The organism is Nocardioides marinus, assembly GCF_013408145.1.
Lineage (GTDB): Bacteria > Actinomycetota > Actinomycetes > Propionibacteriales > Nocardioidaceae > Nocardioides > Nocardioides marinus.
The window spans coordinates 1,325,875-1,342,500 of sequence record NZ_JACBZI010000001.1 but is presented as its reverse complement, the minus strand read 5'-3'; the positions used below and the strand labels follow the sequence as shown (position 1 = coordinate 1,342,500).

Annotated in this window: 13 protein-coding genes and 2 tRNA genes (1 of these 15 only partly in view); 3 read left to right on the top strand and 12 right to left on the bottom strand. The window is 72.4% G+C overall.

From position 1 onward, the window contains the following. Both BKA05_RS06460 and tyrS read right to left on the bottom strand, forming a co-directional pair. Positions 1 to 554: the 5' portion of an alpha-hydroxy acid oxidase gene (locus BKA05_RS06460; protein ID WP_179530697.1), read on the bottom strand. The gene continues 526 nt to the left of window position 1, outside the view; the window shows 554 of its 1,080 coding nt (coding positions 1-554); it begins with the start codon at positions 552 to 554; the stop codon falls past the left edge of the window. Then, complete coding sequence (tyrS, locus tag BKA05_RS06455; protein WP_179530696.1) at positions 551 to 1,822, bottom strand: tyrosine--tRNA ligase; 1,272 nt, start codon at positions 1,820 to 1,822, stop codon at positions 551 to 553. Before tyrS ends, BKA05_RS06460 begins: the two co-directional genes overlap by 4 nt. A gap of 187 nt (positions 1,823 to 2,009) precedes the next feature. Here tyrS and BKA05_RS06450 point away from each other — a divergent pair, with 187 nt between their 5' ends. Both BKA05_RS06450 and BKA05_RS06445 read left to right on the top strand, forming a co-directional pair. After that, positions 2,010 to 3,476 (top strand): protein kinase domain-containing protein, encoded by a 1,467-nt coding sequence (locus BKA05_RS06450; protein ID WP_179530695.1) that lies wholly within the window; start codon positions 2,010 to 2,012, stop codon positions 3,474 to 3,476. 88 nt (positions 3,477 to 3,564) lie between these two features. Continuing rightward, positions 3,565 to 6,756, top strand: a complete 3,192-nt coding sequence (locus BKA05_RS06445) for a response regulator (RefSeq protein WP_179530694.1) — start codon at positions 3,565 to 3,567, stop codon at positions 6,754 to 6,756. Here the strand turns inward: BKA05_RS06445 and BKA05_RS20220 are convergent. Both BKA05_RS20220 and BKA05_RS06435 read right to left on the bottom strand, forming a co-directional pair. Then, positions 6,741 to 8,072: an LCP family glycopolymer transferase gene (locus tag BKA05_RS20220; RefSeq protein WP_179530693.1), complete on the bottom strand. Its 1,332-nt coding sequence runs from the start codon at positions 8,070 to 8,072 to the stop codon at positions 6,741 to 6,743. The two genes, BKA05_RS06445 and BKA05_RS20220, sit on opposite strands and share 16 nt — an antisense overlap. A 320-nt stretch (positions 8,073 to 8,392) precedes the next feature. Then, positions 8,393 to 8,983, bottom strand: coding sequence for a sulfotransferase family protein (locus BKA05_RS06435; protein ID WP_179530692.1), 591 nt, complete (start codon positions 8,981 to 8,983; stop codon positions 8,393 to 8,395). 130 nt (positions 8,984 to 9,113) lie between these two features. Here BKA05_RS06435 and BKA05_RS06430 point away from each other — a divergent pair, with 130 nt between their 5' ends. Then, positions 9,114 to 9,341 carry a hypothetical protein gene (locus BKA05_RS06430; RefSeq protein ID WP_179530691.1) on the top strand — a complete coding sequence of 76 codons (228 nt, stop codon included), beginning with the start codon at positions 9,114 to 9,116 and terminating at the stop codon, positions 9,339 to 9,341. Here BKA05_RS06430 and BKA05_RS06425 read toward each other — a convergent pair. The 8 genes from BKA05_RS06425 to dusB form a co-directional block, all read right to left on the bottom strand. Then, positions 9,339 to 9,412, bottom strand: a tRNA-Ile gene (locus BKA05_RS06425). The two genes, BKA05_RS06430 and BKA05_RS06425, sit on opposite strands and share 3 nt — an antisense overlap. Before the next feature lie 124 nt (positions 9,413 to 9,536). Next, a tRNA-Asn gene (locus BKA05_RS06420) sits at positions 9,537 to 9,609 on the bottom strand. A 57-nt stretch (positions 9,610 to 9,666) separates the two neighbouring features. Next, positions 9,667 to 10,185 (bottom strand): hypothetical protein, encoded by a 519-nt coding sequence (locus BKA05_RS06415; RefSeq protein ID WP_179530690.1) that lies wholly within the window; start codon positions 10,183 to 10,185, stop codon positions 9,667 to 9,669. Beyond that, a complete protein-coding gene (gene dnaG / locus BKA05_RS06410) occupies positions 10,185 to 12,080 on the bottom strand; it encodes a DNA primase (RefSeq protein WP_179530689.1) in 1,896 nt (631 codons plus the stop codon). The genes BKA05_RS06415 and dnaG overlap by 1 nt, the downstream gene beginning before the upstream one ends. 30 nt (positions 12,081 to 12,110) lie before the next feature. Then, on the bottom strand, positions 12,111 to 13,049 hold the full coding sequence (locus BKA05_RS06405) for an NAD(P)-dependent oxidoreductase (RefSeq protein WP_179530688.1): 939 nt from the start codon (positions 13,047 to 13,049) through the stop codon (positions 12,111 to 12,113). Next, complete coding sequence (locus BKA05_RS06400; RefSeq protein ID WP_179530687.1) at positions 13,046 to 14,326, bottom strand: deoxyguanosinetriphosphate triphosphohydrolase; 1,281 nt, start codon at positions 14,324 to 14,326, stop codon at positions 13,046 to 13,048. Before BKA05_RS06400 ends, BKA05_RS06405 begins: the two co-directional genes overlap by 4 nt. 68 nt (positions 14,327 to 14,394) lie before the next feature. After that, positions 14,395 to 15,297: a VldE C-terminal domain-containing protein gene (locus BKA05_RS06395; RefSeq protein WP_179530686.1), complete on the bottom strand. Its 903-nt coding sequence runs from the start codon at positions 15,295 to 15,297 to the stop codon at positions 14,395 to 14,397. A gap of 169 nt (positions 15,298 to 15,466) precedes the next feature. Beyond that, positions 15,467 to 16,609 (bottom strand): tRNA dihydrouridine synthase DusB, encoded by a 1,143-nt coding sequence (dusB, locus tag BKA05_RS06390; protein WP_179530685.1) that lies wholly within the window; start codon positions 16,607 to 16,609, stop codon positions 15,467 to 15,469. Positions 16,610 to 16,626: the final 17 nt, after the last annotated feature.

Below are 16,626 nucleotides of genomic sequence, written 5' to 3'. Positions count from 1 at the left end.
TCGGCGGGTTCGTACTTGGTCCCCGGGAACGGTGTGTCCACGGTCAGGGCCACCGCTCGGGCGCCGGCCGCCGCCGCGGCACGCAGCACGGGGGTCGCCGCCTCCCGGTCGGGCGGGAGGTAGGCCTGGAGCCACCACACGGCGTCGGGGTCGACGGCGCGGGCCGCCTCGCCGATGTCCGAGAAGCGGTGGCCCGCGTTGGACGACACCACGTGCAGGGCACCGGCCGCCGCGGCACCGGCCGCCATCGCGAGCTCGCCGTCGGGGTGCACCACCCGCTGCATCGAGGTGGGCGCGACACCGACCGGCGTGCGTACCGGCGCGCCGAGGACCTCACCGCGGGTGTCCGGCTCCCCGGTCCCGTGCAGGACACGGGGCCACAGCCGGACCGCCCGCCAGGCGTCGACGGCCTCGTCCCGGGTCACGCCCTCGCGGGCGCCGGCCTCCAGGTAGGCCCACATGGGTGCGGGCACCACCTGCTGCGCCAGAGCGGCGAGCTCGGCCGGCCACCCGCGGCGGCGGGGGTCGGCCCAGCTCGGCCGCGCCGGGGTCATCGGACCTCGACGCCCTTGAAGCTCTTCTTGCCCTTGCGCAGCACCATCCACCGTCCACCGATGAGGTGCTCCGCACCGGGCACGAGCTCGGGGTCCTCGACGCGCTCGTTGTTGAGGTAGGCGCCGCCCTCCCCGACGGTGCGTCGTGCCTCGCCCTTGCTCTTGGCCAGGCCGGCCTCCACGAGGAGGTCGGTGATGGTCGGCATCGCACCACGCTCCACCGAGACGGCGCCCGCCTCCCCCAGTGCGGCGCCCAGCGTGTCGGCGGAGAGGCTGCTCATGTCACCGCCGCCGAACAGGGCGGCCGAGGCCGCTTGGATCCTGGCGGTCTCCTCGGCCCCGTGGACGAGGGTCGTGACGTGCTCGGCCAGCGCCTTCTGACCCGCACGCAGGAACGGCTTCTCCGCGTGGGTCGCCTCCAGCTCCTCGATCTCGGCCCTGGGCAGGAAGGTGAAGATGCGCAGCAGCTCCCCCACCTTCTCGTCCTCGACGTTGAGCCAGAACTGGTAGAAGGCGTACGGCGAGAGCATCGCCGGGTCCAGCCACAGCGCTCCGCCCTCGGTCTTGCCGTACTTCGTGCCGTCGGACTTGGTGATCAGCGGCGTGGCGAACGCGTGGACCGACGCTCCGGCGGCCCGCCGGATCAGCTCGGCGCCGCCGGTGATGTTGCCCCACTGGTCGGAGCCACCGAACTGCAGCGTCACGCCGTGCTCGCGGTAGAGGCTGAGGAAGTCCATCGACTGCAGCAGCACGTAGGAGAACTCGGTGTAGGAGATGCCGCCCGCCTCCAAGCGTCGCTTGACCGTCTCGCGCGCGAGCATCCGGTTGACCGGGAAGTGCTTGCCGATGTCGCGCAGGAAGTCGATCGTCGACAGGCCCTGGGTCCAGTCGAGGTTGTTGACCATCGTCGCGGCGTTCGCGCCCTCGAAGGAGAGGAACGGCTCGATCTGGCGGCGTACGCGGTCGACCCACTCCGAGACGGTGTCGGCGTCGTTGAGGGTGCGCTCGCCGGAGTCGCGGGGGTCGCCGATCATGCCGGTGGCACCGCCGACGAGGGCGTACGGCGTGTGGCCGGCGTCCTGGAGCCGCTTGGCGGTGAGGATCTGGACCAGGTTGCCCAGGTGCAGGCTCGGCGCCGTCGGGTCGAAGCCGACGTAGAACCGCACGCTCCCGGACGCCAGCGCCTCGCGCAGGGCGTCGAGGTCCGTCGAGTGCGCGAGGAGTCCGCGCCACTCGAGGTCGTCGAGGAGGGTGGGGTCGAGGGACACCGTGCTGCCTTTCGTGAGCAGTCGCACAGGAACCGGCCGACGGGGCTGTCGACAGGGCTGCGGACGGGGCTGTGTGCAGGGCAAGCCTGCCTCATCACCACCGGTGGCCGCCCGGGAGCCCACCCCCACGTGGGAGCACCGAGCCGGGCGGGCGGCCCTATCCTGACCGGTCAGGAGGTGCCGCTAGGTGATCGCAGGCAGGTACTCGCTGGACCGCGAGCTCGGCCGAGGAGGCATGGGCGCGGTCTGGCTCGGCAGGGACGAGGTGCTCGGGCGCGAGGTCGCCGTGAAGCGGCTCGGGCTCGCGCCGGGCGCCGACGGCCCCGACCTGGCACGTGCCGAGAGGGAGGCGCGACTCGCCGCGCGGCTCAGCCACCCCCACGTGGTCGCGGTGTACGACCTGGTGGAGGAGGAGCGCCAGCAGTACCTCGTCATGGAGTACGTCGAGGGCACGAACCTCTCCGGGCTGCTGCGCGCCCGCGGGCCACTGCTGCCCGACGCCGCCGCGGCCCTGATCGGCCAGGCGGCCGACGCGCTCGCCGCCGCCCACGAGGCAGGGATCATCCACCGCGACGTGAAGCCCTCCAACATGCTCGTCACCGAGGACGGGCAGCTGAAGCTCTCCGACTTCGGGATCGCCCGTGCCGAGGCCGACCCCTCGCTGACGCAGACGGGACTGGTCACCGGGTCGCCGGCCTACCTCGCCCCCGAGGTCGCCTCCGGAGGCAGCGCGCAGGACAGCAGCGACGTGTGGTCGCTGGGTGCCTCGCTGTTCCACGTCCTGACCGGTCACCCTCCCTACGAGGTCTCCGACAACGTGCTCGGCGCGCTGTACCGCATCGTGCACGAGGAGCCGCCCCGTGTCCCCGAGCCCGGGTGGCTCGGGCCGGTGCTCGCGGCCACGATGCACCGGGACCCCGCCGAGCGGTGGCCCATGGCCCGCGTGCGCGACTTCCTCCAGCTGGGCCCGGACGGTGCCGGCGTCACCCTGGTCACCGACCCCACCGCGGGGACGGTCGACACCGAGCCCGCGCACCACACCCAGGAGCTCGCCGCGGTCCCGCCCGTGAACACCGGTCCGCAGCCGGTGGTCCCCGCGCCCACGCCGCGCTCCGGTCCGGTCTCGACGACGCACGGTCGGACCCAGGGTCGGACCCAGGGTCGGCGCCAGGGTCGGCCCCGGGGCGGACTGGTCCTCCTGGGCCTCGGGCTGGGGGTCCTGGTGGTGATGGTGGCGTTCCTCCTGGGCCAGGGCCGGGACCCCGGGAGCGAGGAGGCCGCCTCGCCCGGCGACGGGAGCAGCACCTCCGGGGAGCCCACCGCCGGGCCGGCCCCGCCGACGCAGGAGGAGCTGGAGCAGTTCGCGGCGTCGTACGTCACCACGGCGGTGGGCGACCCACCGGCGGGGTTCGCCCTGCTCACCTCCGACTTCCAGCAGCAGAGCGGGGGGCTGGACGGCTACCGCAGCTTCTGGGGCTCCGTGCGCGAGGTGTCGTCCTTCACCCCGGTCGGGGCCGATCCCGAGGCGGGGACGGTGACCTACGAGTACAGCTACGTGCTGCGCAACGGGACCAGACGCACCGAGACCATCGAGCTGACCCTGGAGCAGCAGGAGGACGGTGCCCTGCTGATCTCCGGTGGCCGGGAGATCTGAGTCGTTCACGCACAGGCACCACCCTGTCGGCCTAGGGTGGTGCCACCGGGCCGGTGTCGCGGCCGGCATCGGGGTCGGGAGGTGGGACGTGGACCTGTCGGGGCTCTACCGTGGCGTGGTCGAAGGGTCACCCGACGGGATCTGGGTCATCGACCTGCACGGCCGCACCGCCTACACGAACCCCGCGATGGCCGCGATGTACGGCGTCGCGCCGGGCGAGATGACCTCGGTCTCGATGTTCGACTCCCTCGACGACCTCGGCAAGATCCAGCTGGCCGAGCACCTGCGCCAGGTGCGCGAGCACGGGCTCGAGCCGGACCAGGTCGAGGTCCAGATGATCCGCGCGGACGGCACGGCCATGTGGTGCCTCGTGCGTGAGTCCCTGCTCGACATCGAGCCCGGGCGCCCCGGGCTGTGTCTCTCCTTCAGCGACTACACCTCGCGCCGCGACATGGTCGAGGCCCTGCGCACCAGTCGGCGCAACCTGGCGGAGGCCCAGCGCATCGCCAGGGTCGGCAGCTGGGAGTGGGACCTCACGACCGACACCATCACCGGCTCGGTCGAGGTGGACTCGATGTTCGGCTCCTCCAGCGCCGAGGAGCCGTGGAGCTACGAGCGCTTCCTCGGCCAGGTGCACCCCGACGACCAGGCCATGGTCGAGTCCAGGGTCGAGGCCGCCATCGCCGAGCAGGGCACCTTCGACGTGATCGTGCGGGTGCAGGCGCAGGACCAGTGGATGTGGACCCGCGGACGCGGTGTCGTCCACCTCGACCGCGACGGTCGGCTGCTGATGTCGGGCACCCTGCAGGACGTCAACGAGGTCCAGGAGACCCGGTTCGCCCTGGAGGACCAGGTCGCGCAGAACACCCTGATGCAGGCCGTCGCCAGCGCCGCCAACGCCGCGTCGAGCCTCGATGAGCTGCTGCTGCGCGCCCGGGACCTCGTGCTGCTCCACGACGACTGGGAGCGCGCCCGGGGCTTCTGGGTCGACGGCGAGGACCTCGTGCCGATCGTCGTCCCCGGTGAGGCTCCCGACCCGACCCGCGACCGGGCGGAGCTGCGGCTGGCCCGTCGGGTGCTGACCCAGCGCGAGCCCGTGTGGGACGACGCCCGGCTCACGATCGGCTTCCCGGTCCTGCTGGGCGACGAGGCCCTGGCGGTCATCACCATCACCTCGGCCCCGCCGCTCCTCCGGCACGCGATGATCGAGCAGATGGTCGACCACGTCGCTGCCCAGATGGCGCTGGTCGCCTGGCGCGAGCGGACTGCTGCCGAGCTCGAGAAGGCACGCGACGAGGCCATGGAGGCCTCACGGATGAAGTCGGACTTCCTGGCCACGATGAGCCACGAGATCCGCACCCCGCTCAACGGCGTGATCGGCCTCAACGACCTGCTGATGCGCACGGCGCTCGACGCCGACCAGCAGCGGCTGGCCACGGGCGTCCAGGTCGCCAGCCGGGCCCTGCTCGGCGTCCTGAACGACATCTTGGACTTCTCCAAGATCGAGGCCGGCCGACTGGAGCTGGAGATCCTTGACTTCGAGGTGCGCGAGGTCGTCGAGCAGGTCGCCGGGGTGCTGGGCGAGTCGGCCCGGTCCCGCGGACTGGAGCTGGTCGTCTCCTGTGCCCCCGAGGTGCCGCAGATGCTCGCCGGGGACCCGACCCGGCTCTCCCAGGTGCTCACGAACCTGGTCTCCAACGCCATCAAGTTCACCGAGCGGGGCGAGGTCGTCGTCCGGGCCACGGCCGAGCCGGGGCCCGACCAGCGGACCTACCTCCGGGTCTCGGTCAGCGACACCGGCATCGGCGTCCCTGCGGCCAAGGTGCCCGGTCTGTTCGACCCCTTCACCCAGGCCGACACCTCCACCACGCGCGTGTACGGCGGCACGGGTCTCGGCCTGGCGATCTGCCGGGAGATCGTCCAGGCGATGGGCGGCACGATCAGCTACAGCGACAACCCCGGGGGCGGCGCCGTCTTCACCTTCAGCGTGCTGCTGGAGCCCTCGGCCGGCGAGATCGACGACTCCGCCGACGCCCACGCCCGCGAGGTGCTCTCGGGGCGCCGGATGCTCGTCGTCGACGACAACCCCCACAACCGGACCATCCTGGCCGAGCAGCTCGGCTGGTGGGGCGTCCGTGCCGTCGCCGTCGACTCCGCCGACGAGGCCCTCGCCGCGGTGGCCACCGCAGCCGAGCGCGGTCACCCCTTCGAGGCCGTCCTGCTGGACATGGCCATGCCCGGGCACGACGGCATCTGGCTGGCGCACCAGCTGCGCGCCGGCGAGGCCGGTGCGTCGCTGCGACTGCTGATGCTCACGTCGATGACCCAGCTGACCGAGGCGCAGGTCCGCGACGCCGGCATCGACGACCTGCTGGTCAAGCCGGCACCCTCGGGAGTCCTGCGCTCGGCCGTCGTCGACCTCCTCGGGGGCGATGCCGTCCCCGCGCCACCGGCAGAGGACCAGCCGCAGCCCGGCCCCACCGGCCGCCGGATCCTGGTGGTGGAGGACAACCCGGTGAACCAGATGGTCGCCGGCGGCATCTTGGACTTCCTGGGCTACGAGCACCGCATCGTCGACGACGGGCGTGCGGGGGTGGACGCCTGGGCCGAGGGCGGCTGGGACGCCGTCCTGATGGACGTCCAGATGCCCGTGCTCGACGGGTACGCCGCCACCCGGGAGATCCGCGAGCGCGAGACCGGCGAGCGCGTGCCCGTCATCGCGATGACCGCGGCCGCGATCGAGGGCGAGCGGGAACGCTGCCTGGCCTCCGGCATGGACGACTACCTCACCAAGCCCGTCGACCCGGCGGCACTCGCGGCGACGCTGTCGCACTGGCTGGAAGGCACTGCTGTGGATGACACCCCGACCCCGGAGGCTCCTGTGACGACCGAGGACCAGCCCGTCGACGTGCTCGAGGGCCTCGACACCGAACGGCTCGAGATGCTGCTGGACCTCGACCCCGACAGCACCGCCTACCTCGACAGGGCCATCGGGAACTTCATGCACAACAGCGTGAGCGGCCTGGAGCAGATGCGGGAGGCCATCGGGGCCGGTGACGCGACGGCACTGCGCCAGTCCTCCCACCGGCTCGCCGGCGGGGCGTTGAACCTCGGTGTCACCTACGCCGGCGAGGCGGTGCGCCAGCTCGAGGCCATCGCCGACGGCGGCACGACCGAGGGGGCCGCCGAGCTGCTCGACGAGGTGGCCGAGGCGCTGGATCGCGGGCGGCAGGCGCTGGCGGCGTACCAGGCGGGCTACCAGGCTCAGGCAGGGTCGTAGGCGCAGGAGTTCGCGGTGTTCTTCGGGCGCGCGGGGTCGTCCTTCTTGCGGCGGGTCCCGGGCGGGTCGATCGCCTTGGCGACGGTGTCGCGGAGGTAGTCGAAGTCGGGGTCGCCGGAGAAGAACTTTTCGCTGGTCTTGAACACGACCGAGCGGACCTTGGCGTCCTTCATCTGCAGCGCCAGGCCCGCGAACGCGGGGAGCAGGCTCTGCGGGATGTCGGAGTAGACGACCTCCTTGCCGGCCGCGGCGAGCGCGGTGTAGCGGCGCACCAGGGTCATCGGGTCGGCGGCCTCGATGATCGCGGCGACGGCGCAGCGCTGCCGGTCCATGCGCTGGTAGTCGTCGCTGCCGTAGCGCCCGCGCGCGAACCACAGGGCGTGGAAGCCGTCGAGGGTCTGGTCCGGGCCGGGCTCGATCCAGCCGGTCGGCGGGATCCCGGCGTCGGTGTTGCCGTTGATGGCCACCCTGGTGTTGACGTTGACGGTGATGCCGCCGATCGCGTCGACGATCTCCTGGAAGCCCTTGAGGTTGACCAGCACGTAGTAGTCGACCCCGATGCCGAGGCTGCCGCCGACCGCCTGCTTGATCGCGTCGGCACCCTCGTTGGTGCTCTCCCCCAGCACGCCGGGATGTAGCGCGGGGACGTTGCGGTAGATCGCGTTGAGCATGTACGACCCGGGGTCGCCGTAGCCGGTGAAGCCCACCGGGTAGAGGTCGTGCAGGGGGCTGTCCTCGGGGAACTGGGCGTTCATCATGTTGCGCGGGAGGCTGAACATCACGGTCTTGCCCGACGTGGTGTCGATGCTCACCAGGATGACGGTGTCGGTGCGGACGCCGTCGCGCCCCTCCCCGCCGTCCCCTCCCAGGAGCAGCACGTTGACGCGCTCGCGGCCGCCCCACGGGTCCGCGGGCGTGACGTCACGTGGGGTCGTGGAGGTCTCGTTGTCGCTGAAGACCGTCTCGACCAGGTCGGCCTGCACCGTCGCGTAGCGCGCGGCCACCGCGAAGGGCGCCCCCACCACGCCGACCAGGGCGAGGACGAAGGCATGACCCACCAGCGTGGTCCAGGCGCGACGCTGGAGGGGCCGGACCTGCCGGTAGGTCAGGTAGACGATCAGCGCCCACACCGCGAGCGCCGACACGATGACGCCGGCCGCGACCTTGAGCCGGGTCGGGTCGAGGACGAGGTCGAGTGCGGCATCGAGGTCGCGGGCGGCGTACCACGCCGAGAAGCCGGCCAGCGCGAGCGTGGGCAGCAGCACCAGGACGCCGAGCAGGCGACGTCCGGTCCACAGGAAGCCACCGCCGGGCACGAGGGCTCCGAGGAAGGTGACGGCCAGGGTGCCGGGGAGCCCGGCGGCGCGGCGCCAGGCACGCCGTCGGGCCCGATGACCGGGGGGCCGGTGCTCGGTGGGCCGGTGCTCGATCGGCCGGGGCTCGGGAGACCGGGGCGGGGACGGGGCTGCGGCCGGTGCGGCGCGGCGGGCCCGCCGTGCCTGTCTCCTCGTGGTCGCCCTGCGCCGACCCGTGCGGGGTGTGCGCGGCTCCGTCGCGGGATCGACCGGGTCGGTCACGGGGAGCCTCTCTGCGCGCAGGGACGAGGCGGGCCGATCGGCCGCGCGGCGCGAAAATATCACCCCAACGAGCGGTAGAGCGCGAGGTCGGCGGCGTAGGCCTCCTCGATCAGGTCGCGCGTCGAGGCGGTCACCTCGTGCTCGCGGGCCGGTGAGACGTTGCGCTGGGGCAGCTTGATCTTCTTCTTCCCCACCTTCAGGCGCATCCACTCGAAGGCCGTGTCGAGGTCCTCGTAGCGCCACAGCCGGTCCACGGCCAGCCGACCGTCGGGGGAGGTCACGTAGTCACACTGCGGACGGAGCCGGATCTCCCCGGTGACCACCCGGCCCACGAACTCGTCGAAACCGAGGTCCCCGACGTAGGTCCGCTTGCCCGCGATGCCCGGCCGGGAGCGGTAGCGCCACCAGGAGGCCAGCCAGGACACCGGCTCGCGGACCAGCGCGGTGACCTCGTAGTCGGCTCGGGCGTACCCGTGCTGCTCCAGGAGCGGGACGAACCTCTCGCCGAACTCACGCGCCGTCACGTGCTTGAGCGACGGCGGGCCCGAGGTCACCAGCTGCGCGTGCTTGATGAAGGCCGCTTCGAGGGCGGTGGACCCCGACTTCGGGACCGCGAGGACGACGAACCCGTACTTGGGGACGGCCAGCATGCGGCCCATTCTGCGCTGTCTGGCCACCCGCGGGGCACGAGGGGGTGAGGGTGGGACGCGGCGCAGCGGGTAGACGACGGGGGAACGCACACGACGAGTGCCGCCACCGAGGGCGGCGAGGAGGTCAGACATGCGACGAGGTGGAAGCAGCATCGTGGGGATCCTGCTGGCGATCTGGCTGGTCATCGGCTTCGTGGCCGCCCTGCAGCGGGGGTACTTCGGCGACGACCGCGAGGTGAGCTGCAAGAGCTTCGGCGACACCGCGCTCACGGTCCTCGCCGGCCCGCTCAACTACATGGGCGTCAACCCGAAGGTGGACTGCGAGCTGCCCGAGGACCTGCCCGAGCCCTCGGAGTAGGGCGGGTGGGGCTCGAACCCACGACCCAAGGATTATGAGTCCTCTGCTCTGACCGACTGAGCTACCGCCCCGCGCGCGGGCGGGCCGCGACGCGTCGGCGAGCGTACTTCGAGGCGATCCGCGGGCCGCGGGCGGGTCCGGACGTGCTGGAACGGCAGAGGGCCGCTGACCTGGTGGTCAGCGGCCCTCTCTCTGCTCCCCCGGTTGGACTCGAACCAACAACCCTCCGGTTAACAGCCGAATGCTCTGCCAGTTGAGCTACAGGGGATCGGTGCAGCGCGCACACACTAGCAAGGCGCCCAGACGCCGGTGAAATCGAGGTGGCTCAGAGCTCGCCGAGCTGTTCACGGGCCTGTGCCAGGGCAGCGGCAGCGCTCGCACGCACGGTCGGATCGTCGGGATCCAGGCCCTCGTCGTACTCGTAGACCCACTGGACCGGCGCCGCACCGGAGGGCGCGCGGCGGGCGATGACCCGCAGGCCGCGGCGACCGGCGACGGGCACGTGGCGCTGGAACAGGACACTGGCCGTGACCCTCTCGCGCACCAGCTCCAACAGCCGGCCGGTGTCCTCGAAGGTCCAGGCGTGCTCGGGTCGGGCACTCCCCCAGGCACCGACCTCACTGACCCTCAGCACCCCGGTGTCCTGGTCCCAGTCGGCGGCCTCGACCTGCTCCCAGGCGATCCGCAGGGTCCCTCCGTCGGGCTCGGCGGCGTGCAGGGCATCGCGCGAGCCGGCGACGACCGAGCCGTCGGCTGCACGGGCCCAGGCCAGCACCCGTTCACCGCGGGGCAGGGTGAGCCCGTGCCGGTCACGGACGGCGCCCGGGCGAGGCATCCGGGGCATCAGTGCGCCGCCTCGCCCGCGACCAGCTGGTCGCGCAACGCCCGCCGGTGCTGCTCGAGCGCCGCGAGCTCACCGAACATGCGGTTGTAGCTGTCGGGGTCCTCCACCGGGTTGGTGCGCTGGAGCCTGGACTTCACGCCCTCGATGCGGCGAGCAGCGGTCAGCTCCAGCAGCCGGACCATGTGGTGGTTGACGTACGCCGCGTCGGGCTCCTTGGGCGTGAGCAGCGGCTCCACGGCCAGCGCCGAGATCGCCGAGGTCACCTCGGGGTCGCTCGCCCCGTCCCGCAGCTTCTGCGCCCAGGCCGGGTCGCCGTTGCCGGCACCGGGCCCGCCCAGCTGCGCGACGACCTCCCAGATGGCCCGGTAGACGGGGTGGGTGAAGTCGTCGGGGCCGATCTCGCTGCTGCGCCGGCCGATGGTCATCGGACGCTGCACCACGAGCTTGAGCAGCTCGCGCTCGAGCCGGAAGCGGGGGTCGCGCAGGTCGGGTCCCGCGGCGCGGGGTTTCGGCGGGGCCGGGGCGGTGGGCGCCGCGGTGGCGGGGCGCCCCTTCGCGCGTCGGATCTCCGCGAGCACCGCGTTGGGGTCGATGTCGGCGCCGATCATCCGGGAGATCTCCTGGGCGAACGCGGTCACCTTCGACTGGTCACGCACCGACGCCACGACCTTGGCCGCCTCACGCATGGCGTCGATCCGGCCGTCGGCACGGTCGAGGTCGTACTTGCCGATGATGTTGCCGACGACGAAGCGGTAGAGCGGCACCCGGCGGGCCACGAGCTCGCGCACGGCCGCCTCACCCGTCGCCAGGTCGTCGGTCGACATCCGCAGCTCGCACGGGTCCATGCCCGACGGCTCGACGGCGACGTAGGTCTGGGACACGAAGTTCTGGTCGCCGTCGAAGGCCCGCAGCGCCGCCTTCTGACCTGCGGAGTCGCCGTCGAAGGTGAAGATGACCTCCCCGCGGAACTCCTCGTGGTCGTGGAGGAAGCGGCGCAGCACCCGGGCGTGGTCGTCTCCGAAGGCGGTGCCGCAGGTGGCCACGGCGGTGCCGACACCCGAGAGGTGGCAGGCCATCACGTCGGTGTAGCCCTCGACGATCACGGCCTGGCTGGAACGACCGATCTCACGCCGGGCCAGGTCGATGCCGTAGAGCACGTGGCTCTTCTTGTAGATCGGTGTCTCGGCGGTGTTGAGGTACTTCGCCTCGATGCGGTCGTCGTCGAAGATCCGCCGCGCGCCGAAGCCGATGGTCTCGCCACTGGGCTCGCGGATCGGCCACAGCAGCCGGCCGCGGAACTTGTCGTACGGCGAGCGCCCCACCGCCACGAGGCCGGCGACGGTGAGCTCCTCGACCGAGAAGCCCTTCTGCTGCAGGTGCCGGTAGAGCACCTCACCCCCGCGCGGTGCGAAGCCGATGCCGAAGGTCTCCGCCGCGGCCTGGTCGAAGCCCCGCTGGGCCAGGAACTGGCGCGCCACGAGGGCGTCGGGCGAGGCGAGCTGGTCGGCGTAGAACTCCTGCGCGTGCCGGTGCGCCTCGACCAACCGGTTGCGCGGCGGGCCCTTGGGACGCTCCTCGCGCGCGTCGCCCTCCTCGCGCTGGAGCTGCACGCCGGACTTGTCGGCCAGCCGCTCGACGGCCTCGCCGAAGGACAGGCCGTCGATCTTCATCAAGAAGGTGATGACGTCACCGCCCTCCTGGCAGCCGAAGCAGTGGAAGAATCCTCGACTCGGCGTGACGTGGAACGAGGGCGACTTCTCGTCGTGGAAGGGGCACAGCCCCTTCATGGAGCCGCCGCCGGCGTTGCGGAGCGTGACGTACTGGGAGACGACCTCGTCGATCCGGGCCTTCTCGCGCACCTCGGCGATGCTGTCGTCACGGATCCGGCCTGGCACGGGGCCGATCCTACGGGCGTGCGGTCGCGGTCAGTAGGCGCCCGTCATCTGGTGGTGGAGAGGCTCGCCCGCGGCGTAGCGGCGCAGCTGCTCGGCCACCAGCCGGTGGGCACGGGGCCACATCGCCGACGAGGCGCCACCGACGTGCGGGCTCACCAGCAGGCCGGGGGCGTCCCACCAGGGGCTGTCGGCGGGCAGCGGCTCGGTGTCGACCACGTCGACGGCCGCGGTCAGCCGCTCCGCGTGCAGCTCGGCGAGCAGCGCGGGGGTGTCGACCACGCCACCACGGGCCATGTTGACCAGCAGGGCGCCGTCCTTCATCCGGGCCAGGAACCCGGCGTCGACCAGGCCGCGGGTCTCGTCGGTCAGCGGGCAGATCAGCACGACCACGTCGGCCCCGGGCAGCAGGGCGGGCAGCTCGTCGAACCCGTGGACCGGCCCGGAATCCTCGACCCGGGCCGTGCGCGCCACCCGCACCACCTCGGTCTCGAACGGGAGCAGGCGAGACTCGATGGCGCGGCCGATCGCGCCGTACCCGACCAGCAGGACGCGGCGGTCCGCCAGGGCCGGACGCCACCGGGTGTTCCACCGGCGGGCGTCCTGGTCGCGCACCATGCCGGGGACGTCGCGCAGCGAGGCCAGGACGAGGGCCAGGGTCAGCTCCGCCGTCGAGGAGTCGTGGATGCCACGCCCGTTGCACAGCACGACGCCCTCCGGCACCCGGTCACGGACGTTGTCGACCCCCGCCGAGAGGGTCTGGACGACCTCCAACGAGCGCATGCGCGGCAGGACGTCGCCCACCGCCGGCCCCATCTGGTACGGCGTGACGTAGAAACGCACGTCCTGGACCGAGTCCGGGACGTGCTCGGTGGGATCCACCACCTCGAAGCGGAGTCCGCCGGGCAGCTCGCCCAGCGTGGCCCGCAGGTGGGAGGGGTCGAAGGGCAGCCAGACGAGAGGGTCGCTCACGCCCGCGACGCTACCCGCGGCCCACGCAGGGCCTCCCAGCGCGAGACGGCCGAGGCGTCGGTCAGCGAGGCGACCTGGTCGATGACCACCCGCAACCGGGCGGCGTCGTCGGCCGCCGCGTGCCAGTCGTCGGCGAAGGCGCGGTCCAGGGCGTCGGGGCCGCGGTGCGCCAGCAGTGCCACCAGCTCGGCCAGCAGCTCGCGCTGGCGCGCCATCACCGCCAGCCGGTCCTCGGCCTGCATCACGTAGTGGGCGGCGACCCCCTTGAGGACCAGCATCTCCAGCCCGGTGCGCCGGGGCACGACGAGGTCGGCCTCGTAGCGCACGAACGGCCCCGGGCCGGCGGCGTGCGTGGCGTGCTGGACGGCACCGCAGAAGCGGCCGATGAGGTCGCTGGTGAGGTTCTTCAGCGCCGCCAGCGAGGCGCGGCTGCCGTCGTACGCCGCGTGCGGCCACGAGCCGACGGCCTGCAGGTCCCCCAGCACGTCGTCGAGCTCGTCGTCCGGCACGTCGACGAGCTCGGAGGGGTACCACTCGCGCATCGTGGCCCAGACCGACGAGGGTTCCAGGCGGGTGAGGTCCACGCGCCCGGCGACGACGCCGTCCTCCACGTCGTGGACTGAGTAGGCGACGTCGTCGGCGAGGTCCATCACCTGCGCCTCGAGGCAGCGACGCGGTGGGGCCTGGCCGGACGCACCGACCGGCACCCCGTCACGCAGCCAGGAGAAGACCGCACGGTCCTCGGCGTAGACGCCGAACTTGCCGGCGCGGGCGTCCTCGGGGCCCCAGGGGTACTTCGAGCAGGCGTCGAGCGTGGCCCGGGTGAGGTTGAGCCCCACCGAGCGGCCGTCGGCGTCGACCGTCTTGGACTCCAGGCGGGTCAGCAGCCTCAGCGTCTGCGCGTTGCCCTCGAAGCCACCGCACTCGATGGCCACGTCGGCCAGCACCCGCTCCCCGTTGTGGCCGAACGGCGGGTGCCCCAGGTCGTGGGCCAGCGCCGCGGTCTCCGCGATGTCGGGGTGGGAGCCGAGCGCGCGGGAGAGGTCCCGCGCGACCTGCGCCACCTCGAGGCTGTGGGTGAGACGGTTGCGGACGAAGTCGTCGCTCTGCGGCCCGACGACCTGGGTCTTGGCGGCCAGCCGCCGCGAGGAGGCCGCGTGCACCACGCGGGCGCGGTCCCGCTCGAACGGGGTGCGCTCAGGGGCGTCGACCCGCTTGGGCGGCTCGGGGACCACCCGCTCACGGGCGTGGTCGTCGTACAGCTCCAGGGCATCCATCGGCGCCGAGCCTAGGGCAGGGCGCCCCCAGGCGGGCCCGCGCCGGACCCGCCCACCACGCCGGGGCGTCAGTACGTCGTGACGTGCACGTGGTCGTAGTGGTTGGCCGTGGCCGACCCGCGGTCCGACATCGGGCGCCAGCCCTCTCCGCCCCGCTCGACGGACCAGATGCGCTGGGAGTAGATCAGGTAGCTCACACCGAGCTCGGCGTAGTTGGCGCGGACGAACTCCGCGACCTGCCACCCGAGGTCGCCGGAGACCATGATGTCGACCGCCAGACCACGGGCGTGCTCACCGTCGCCACGGAAGGTGCCGTAGGTGGTGATGCTCGGGAACTGCGCACACACCGCCCGGTGGACCTTGACGATGTTCGGGCTCACGCCGGAGGGCACGCTGGTGCCGTTGGTGCAGCTGGCCGCGGTGCTCGCAGCCGCCGGCCGCGCCTCGGGCTTCTCCTGCTGCAGGTAGCCCTTGGTCACCCACCGCGCCTTGCCGTCCACGACGACCTCGTCACGGCCGTAGAGGTGCCGACCGGTGACGAGCACCTTGCGCTCGGCAGCGACCTGTCCGACCTTCTTGGCCTTCTTGCCCGGCTCGTTCCACAAGTTGAGCGGTGCGGTCGTCCAGAGCGTGGTGTCGGCCTTCTTGATCGCGCGCTGCACCGCCTTCGGCGACAGCACGCGGTCGAGCTTGGTCTGCTCCTTCTCCAGGGTGACGCCCTTGACGGCCGAGCGGTCCGAGGACCGGCTCAGGACGGAGTCGCGGATCCCGAGGCCGGAGCCGTCGGTGACCTGCTGGAGGTCGGCGGCCGTGGTGCGGGCGGTGACGGCCTCCGGGACGGGGCCGCCACCGAGGACGACTCCCAGGGAGACCACCGAGGCGGTGGCGACGAGGGCGAGAGGGCCGGCCACGAGGGTCGCTCGCGGCGTCCGGCGGGCATCGGTGTCCCGCTTGTGGCGATGGTCTGCCACAGCGCTGATCCTTAGCTGTCGGGGTCGGGGGATGTGCGTGGCCGGTCGACTTACCGACCGGTACGCGTCGTTCACTGAACCACAGCCGGCGAATCGTGTCCGAATCTTGACCTCGTCTTCACGGGTGTTCCCGCTCACCCTGTGTGAGCCGAGCCACTCGCGACGGCCCTCATCCGCCTGAGTGCAGGTCCTCCTCGACCGCGCAGCCGCTGCCGTCGGAGTCGTCGAGCCAGCCCTCGGGCAGCACGACGCGATCCCGGGGCGAGCCCTGCCGTCCGCGCGGGGTGCCGAGCTCGGCCACCGGGAACGGCTCGTCGGGGTCGAGGTCGGCCAGCAGGCCGTCGAGGTCGGCCAGGGTGCCCACCAACCCGAGACTGCGGCGCATGTGGCCACCTGCCGCGAAGCCCTTGAGGTACCACGAGACGTGCTTGCGGAACTCCTTGCAGCCGCGCTCCTCGCCCATGTGCTGGCACAGCAGCTCGGCGTGGCGGCGCATCATGTCGCGCACCTCCCCCAGGGTCGGCAGGGTCGCGACCTGCTCGCCGGCGAAGGCGGCCGCGAGGTCGCGGAACAACCACGGGCGGCCCAGGCAGCCCCGGCCGACGACGACACCCGCGGCCCCGGTCCGCTCCACCATCCGCACCGCGTCGGCGGCCTCCCAGATGTCGCCGTTGCCGAGCACCGGGATGTCGACCGACGCCGCGAGCTCGCCGATGGCGTCCCAGTCGGCCTGCCCGGAGTAGGCCTGCGCGACGGTGCGACCGTGCAGCGCGATCGCCGCGCACCCGCTCTCCTGCGCGATCCTGCCGGCGTCGAGGTAGGTGAGGTGCTCCTCGTCGATGCCCTTGCGGGTCTTCATCGTCACCGGCACGTCGTAGCGGCTCGCCGCCCAGACGGCGTGCTCGAGGATCTCCCCCAGCAGGCCACGCTTCCACGGCAGCGCCCCGCCGCCGCCCTTGCGGGTCACCTTGGGGACCGGGCACCCGAAGTTCAGGTCGATGTGCGCGACGCCGTACTCGGCGCAGAGGATCTCCGCCGCCTTGCCCACGTAGACCGGGTCGGTGCCGTAGAGCTGCACCGAGCGGACCGTCTCGAGCTCGTCGAAGACCAGCATGTCCCTCGTGTGCTGGTCGCCCTCGACCAGGCCGCGGCTGGTGATCATCTCGCAGACGTACAGCCCTGCGCCCTGCTCGGCGCACAGCCGGCGGTAGGCGGCGTTGGTGATCCCGGCCATCGGGGCCAGGACCACCGGGGTCGGCACGTGGAGCGGGCCGAGGGTGAGACCGGAGGTCGGTCCGGGAGCGGCGGACATGGCTCCATGGTGCCGCC

Coding starts and splice junctions, on each gene's coding strand:
- BKA05_RS06435 (WP_179530692.1), bottom strand. CDS start 8,983: ATGCTGGCCGTCCCCAAGTACGGGTTCGTCGTCCTCGCGGTCCCGAAG.
- BKA05_RS06415 (WP_179530690.1), bottom strand. CDS start 10,185: ATGCCCCGGATGCCTCGCCCGGGCGCCGTCCGTGACCGGCACGGGCTC.
- dusB (WP_179530685.1), bottom strand. CDS start 16,609: ATGTCCGCCGCTCCCGGACCGACCTCCGGTCTCACCCTCGGCCCGCTC.
- BKA05_RS06400 (WP_179530687.1), bottom strand. CDS start 14,326: ATGGATGCCCTGGAGCTGTACGACGACCACGCCCGTGAGCGGGTGGTC.
- BKA05_RS06430 (WP_179530691.1), top strand. CDS start 9,114: ATGCGACGAGGTGGAAGCAGCATCGTGGGGATCCTGCTGGCGATCTGG.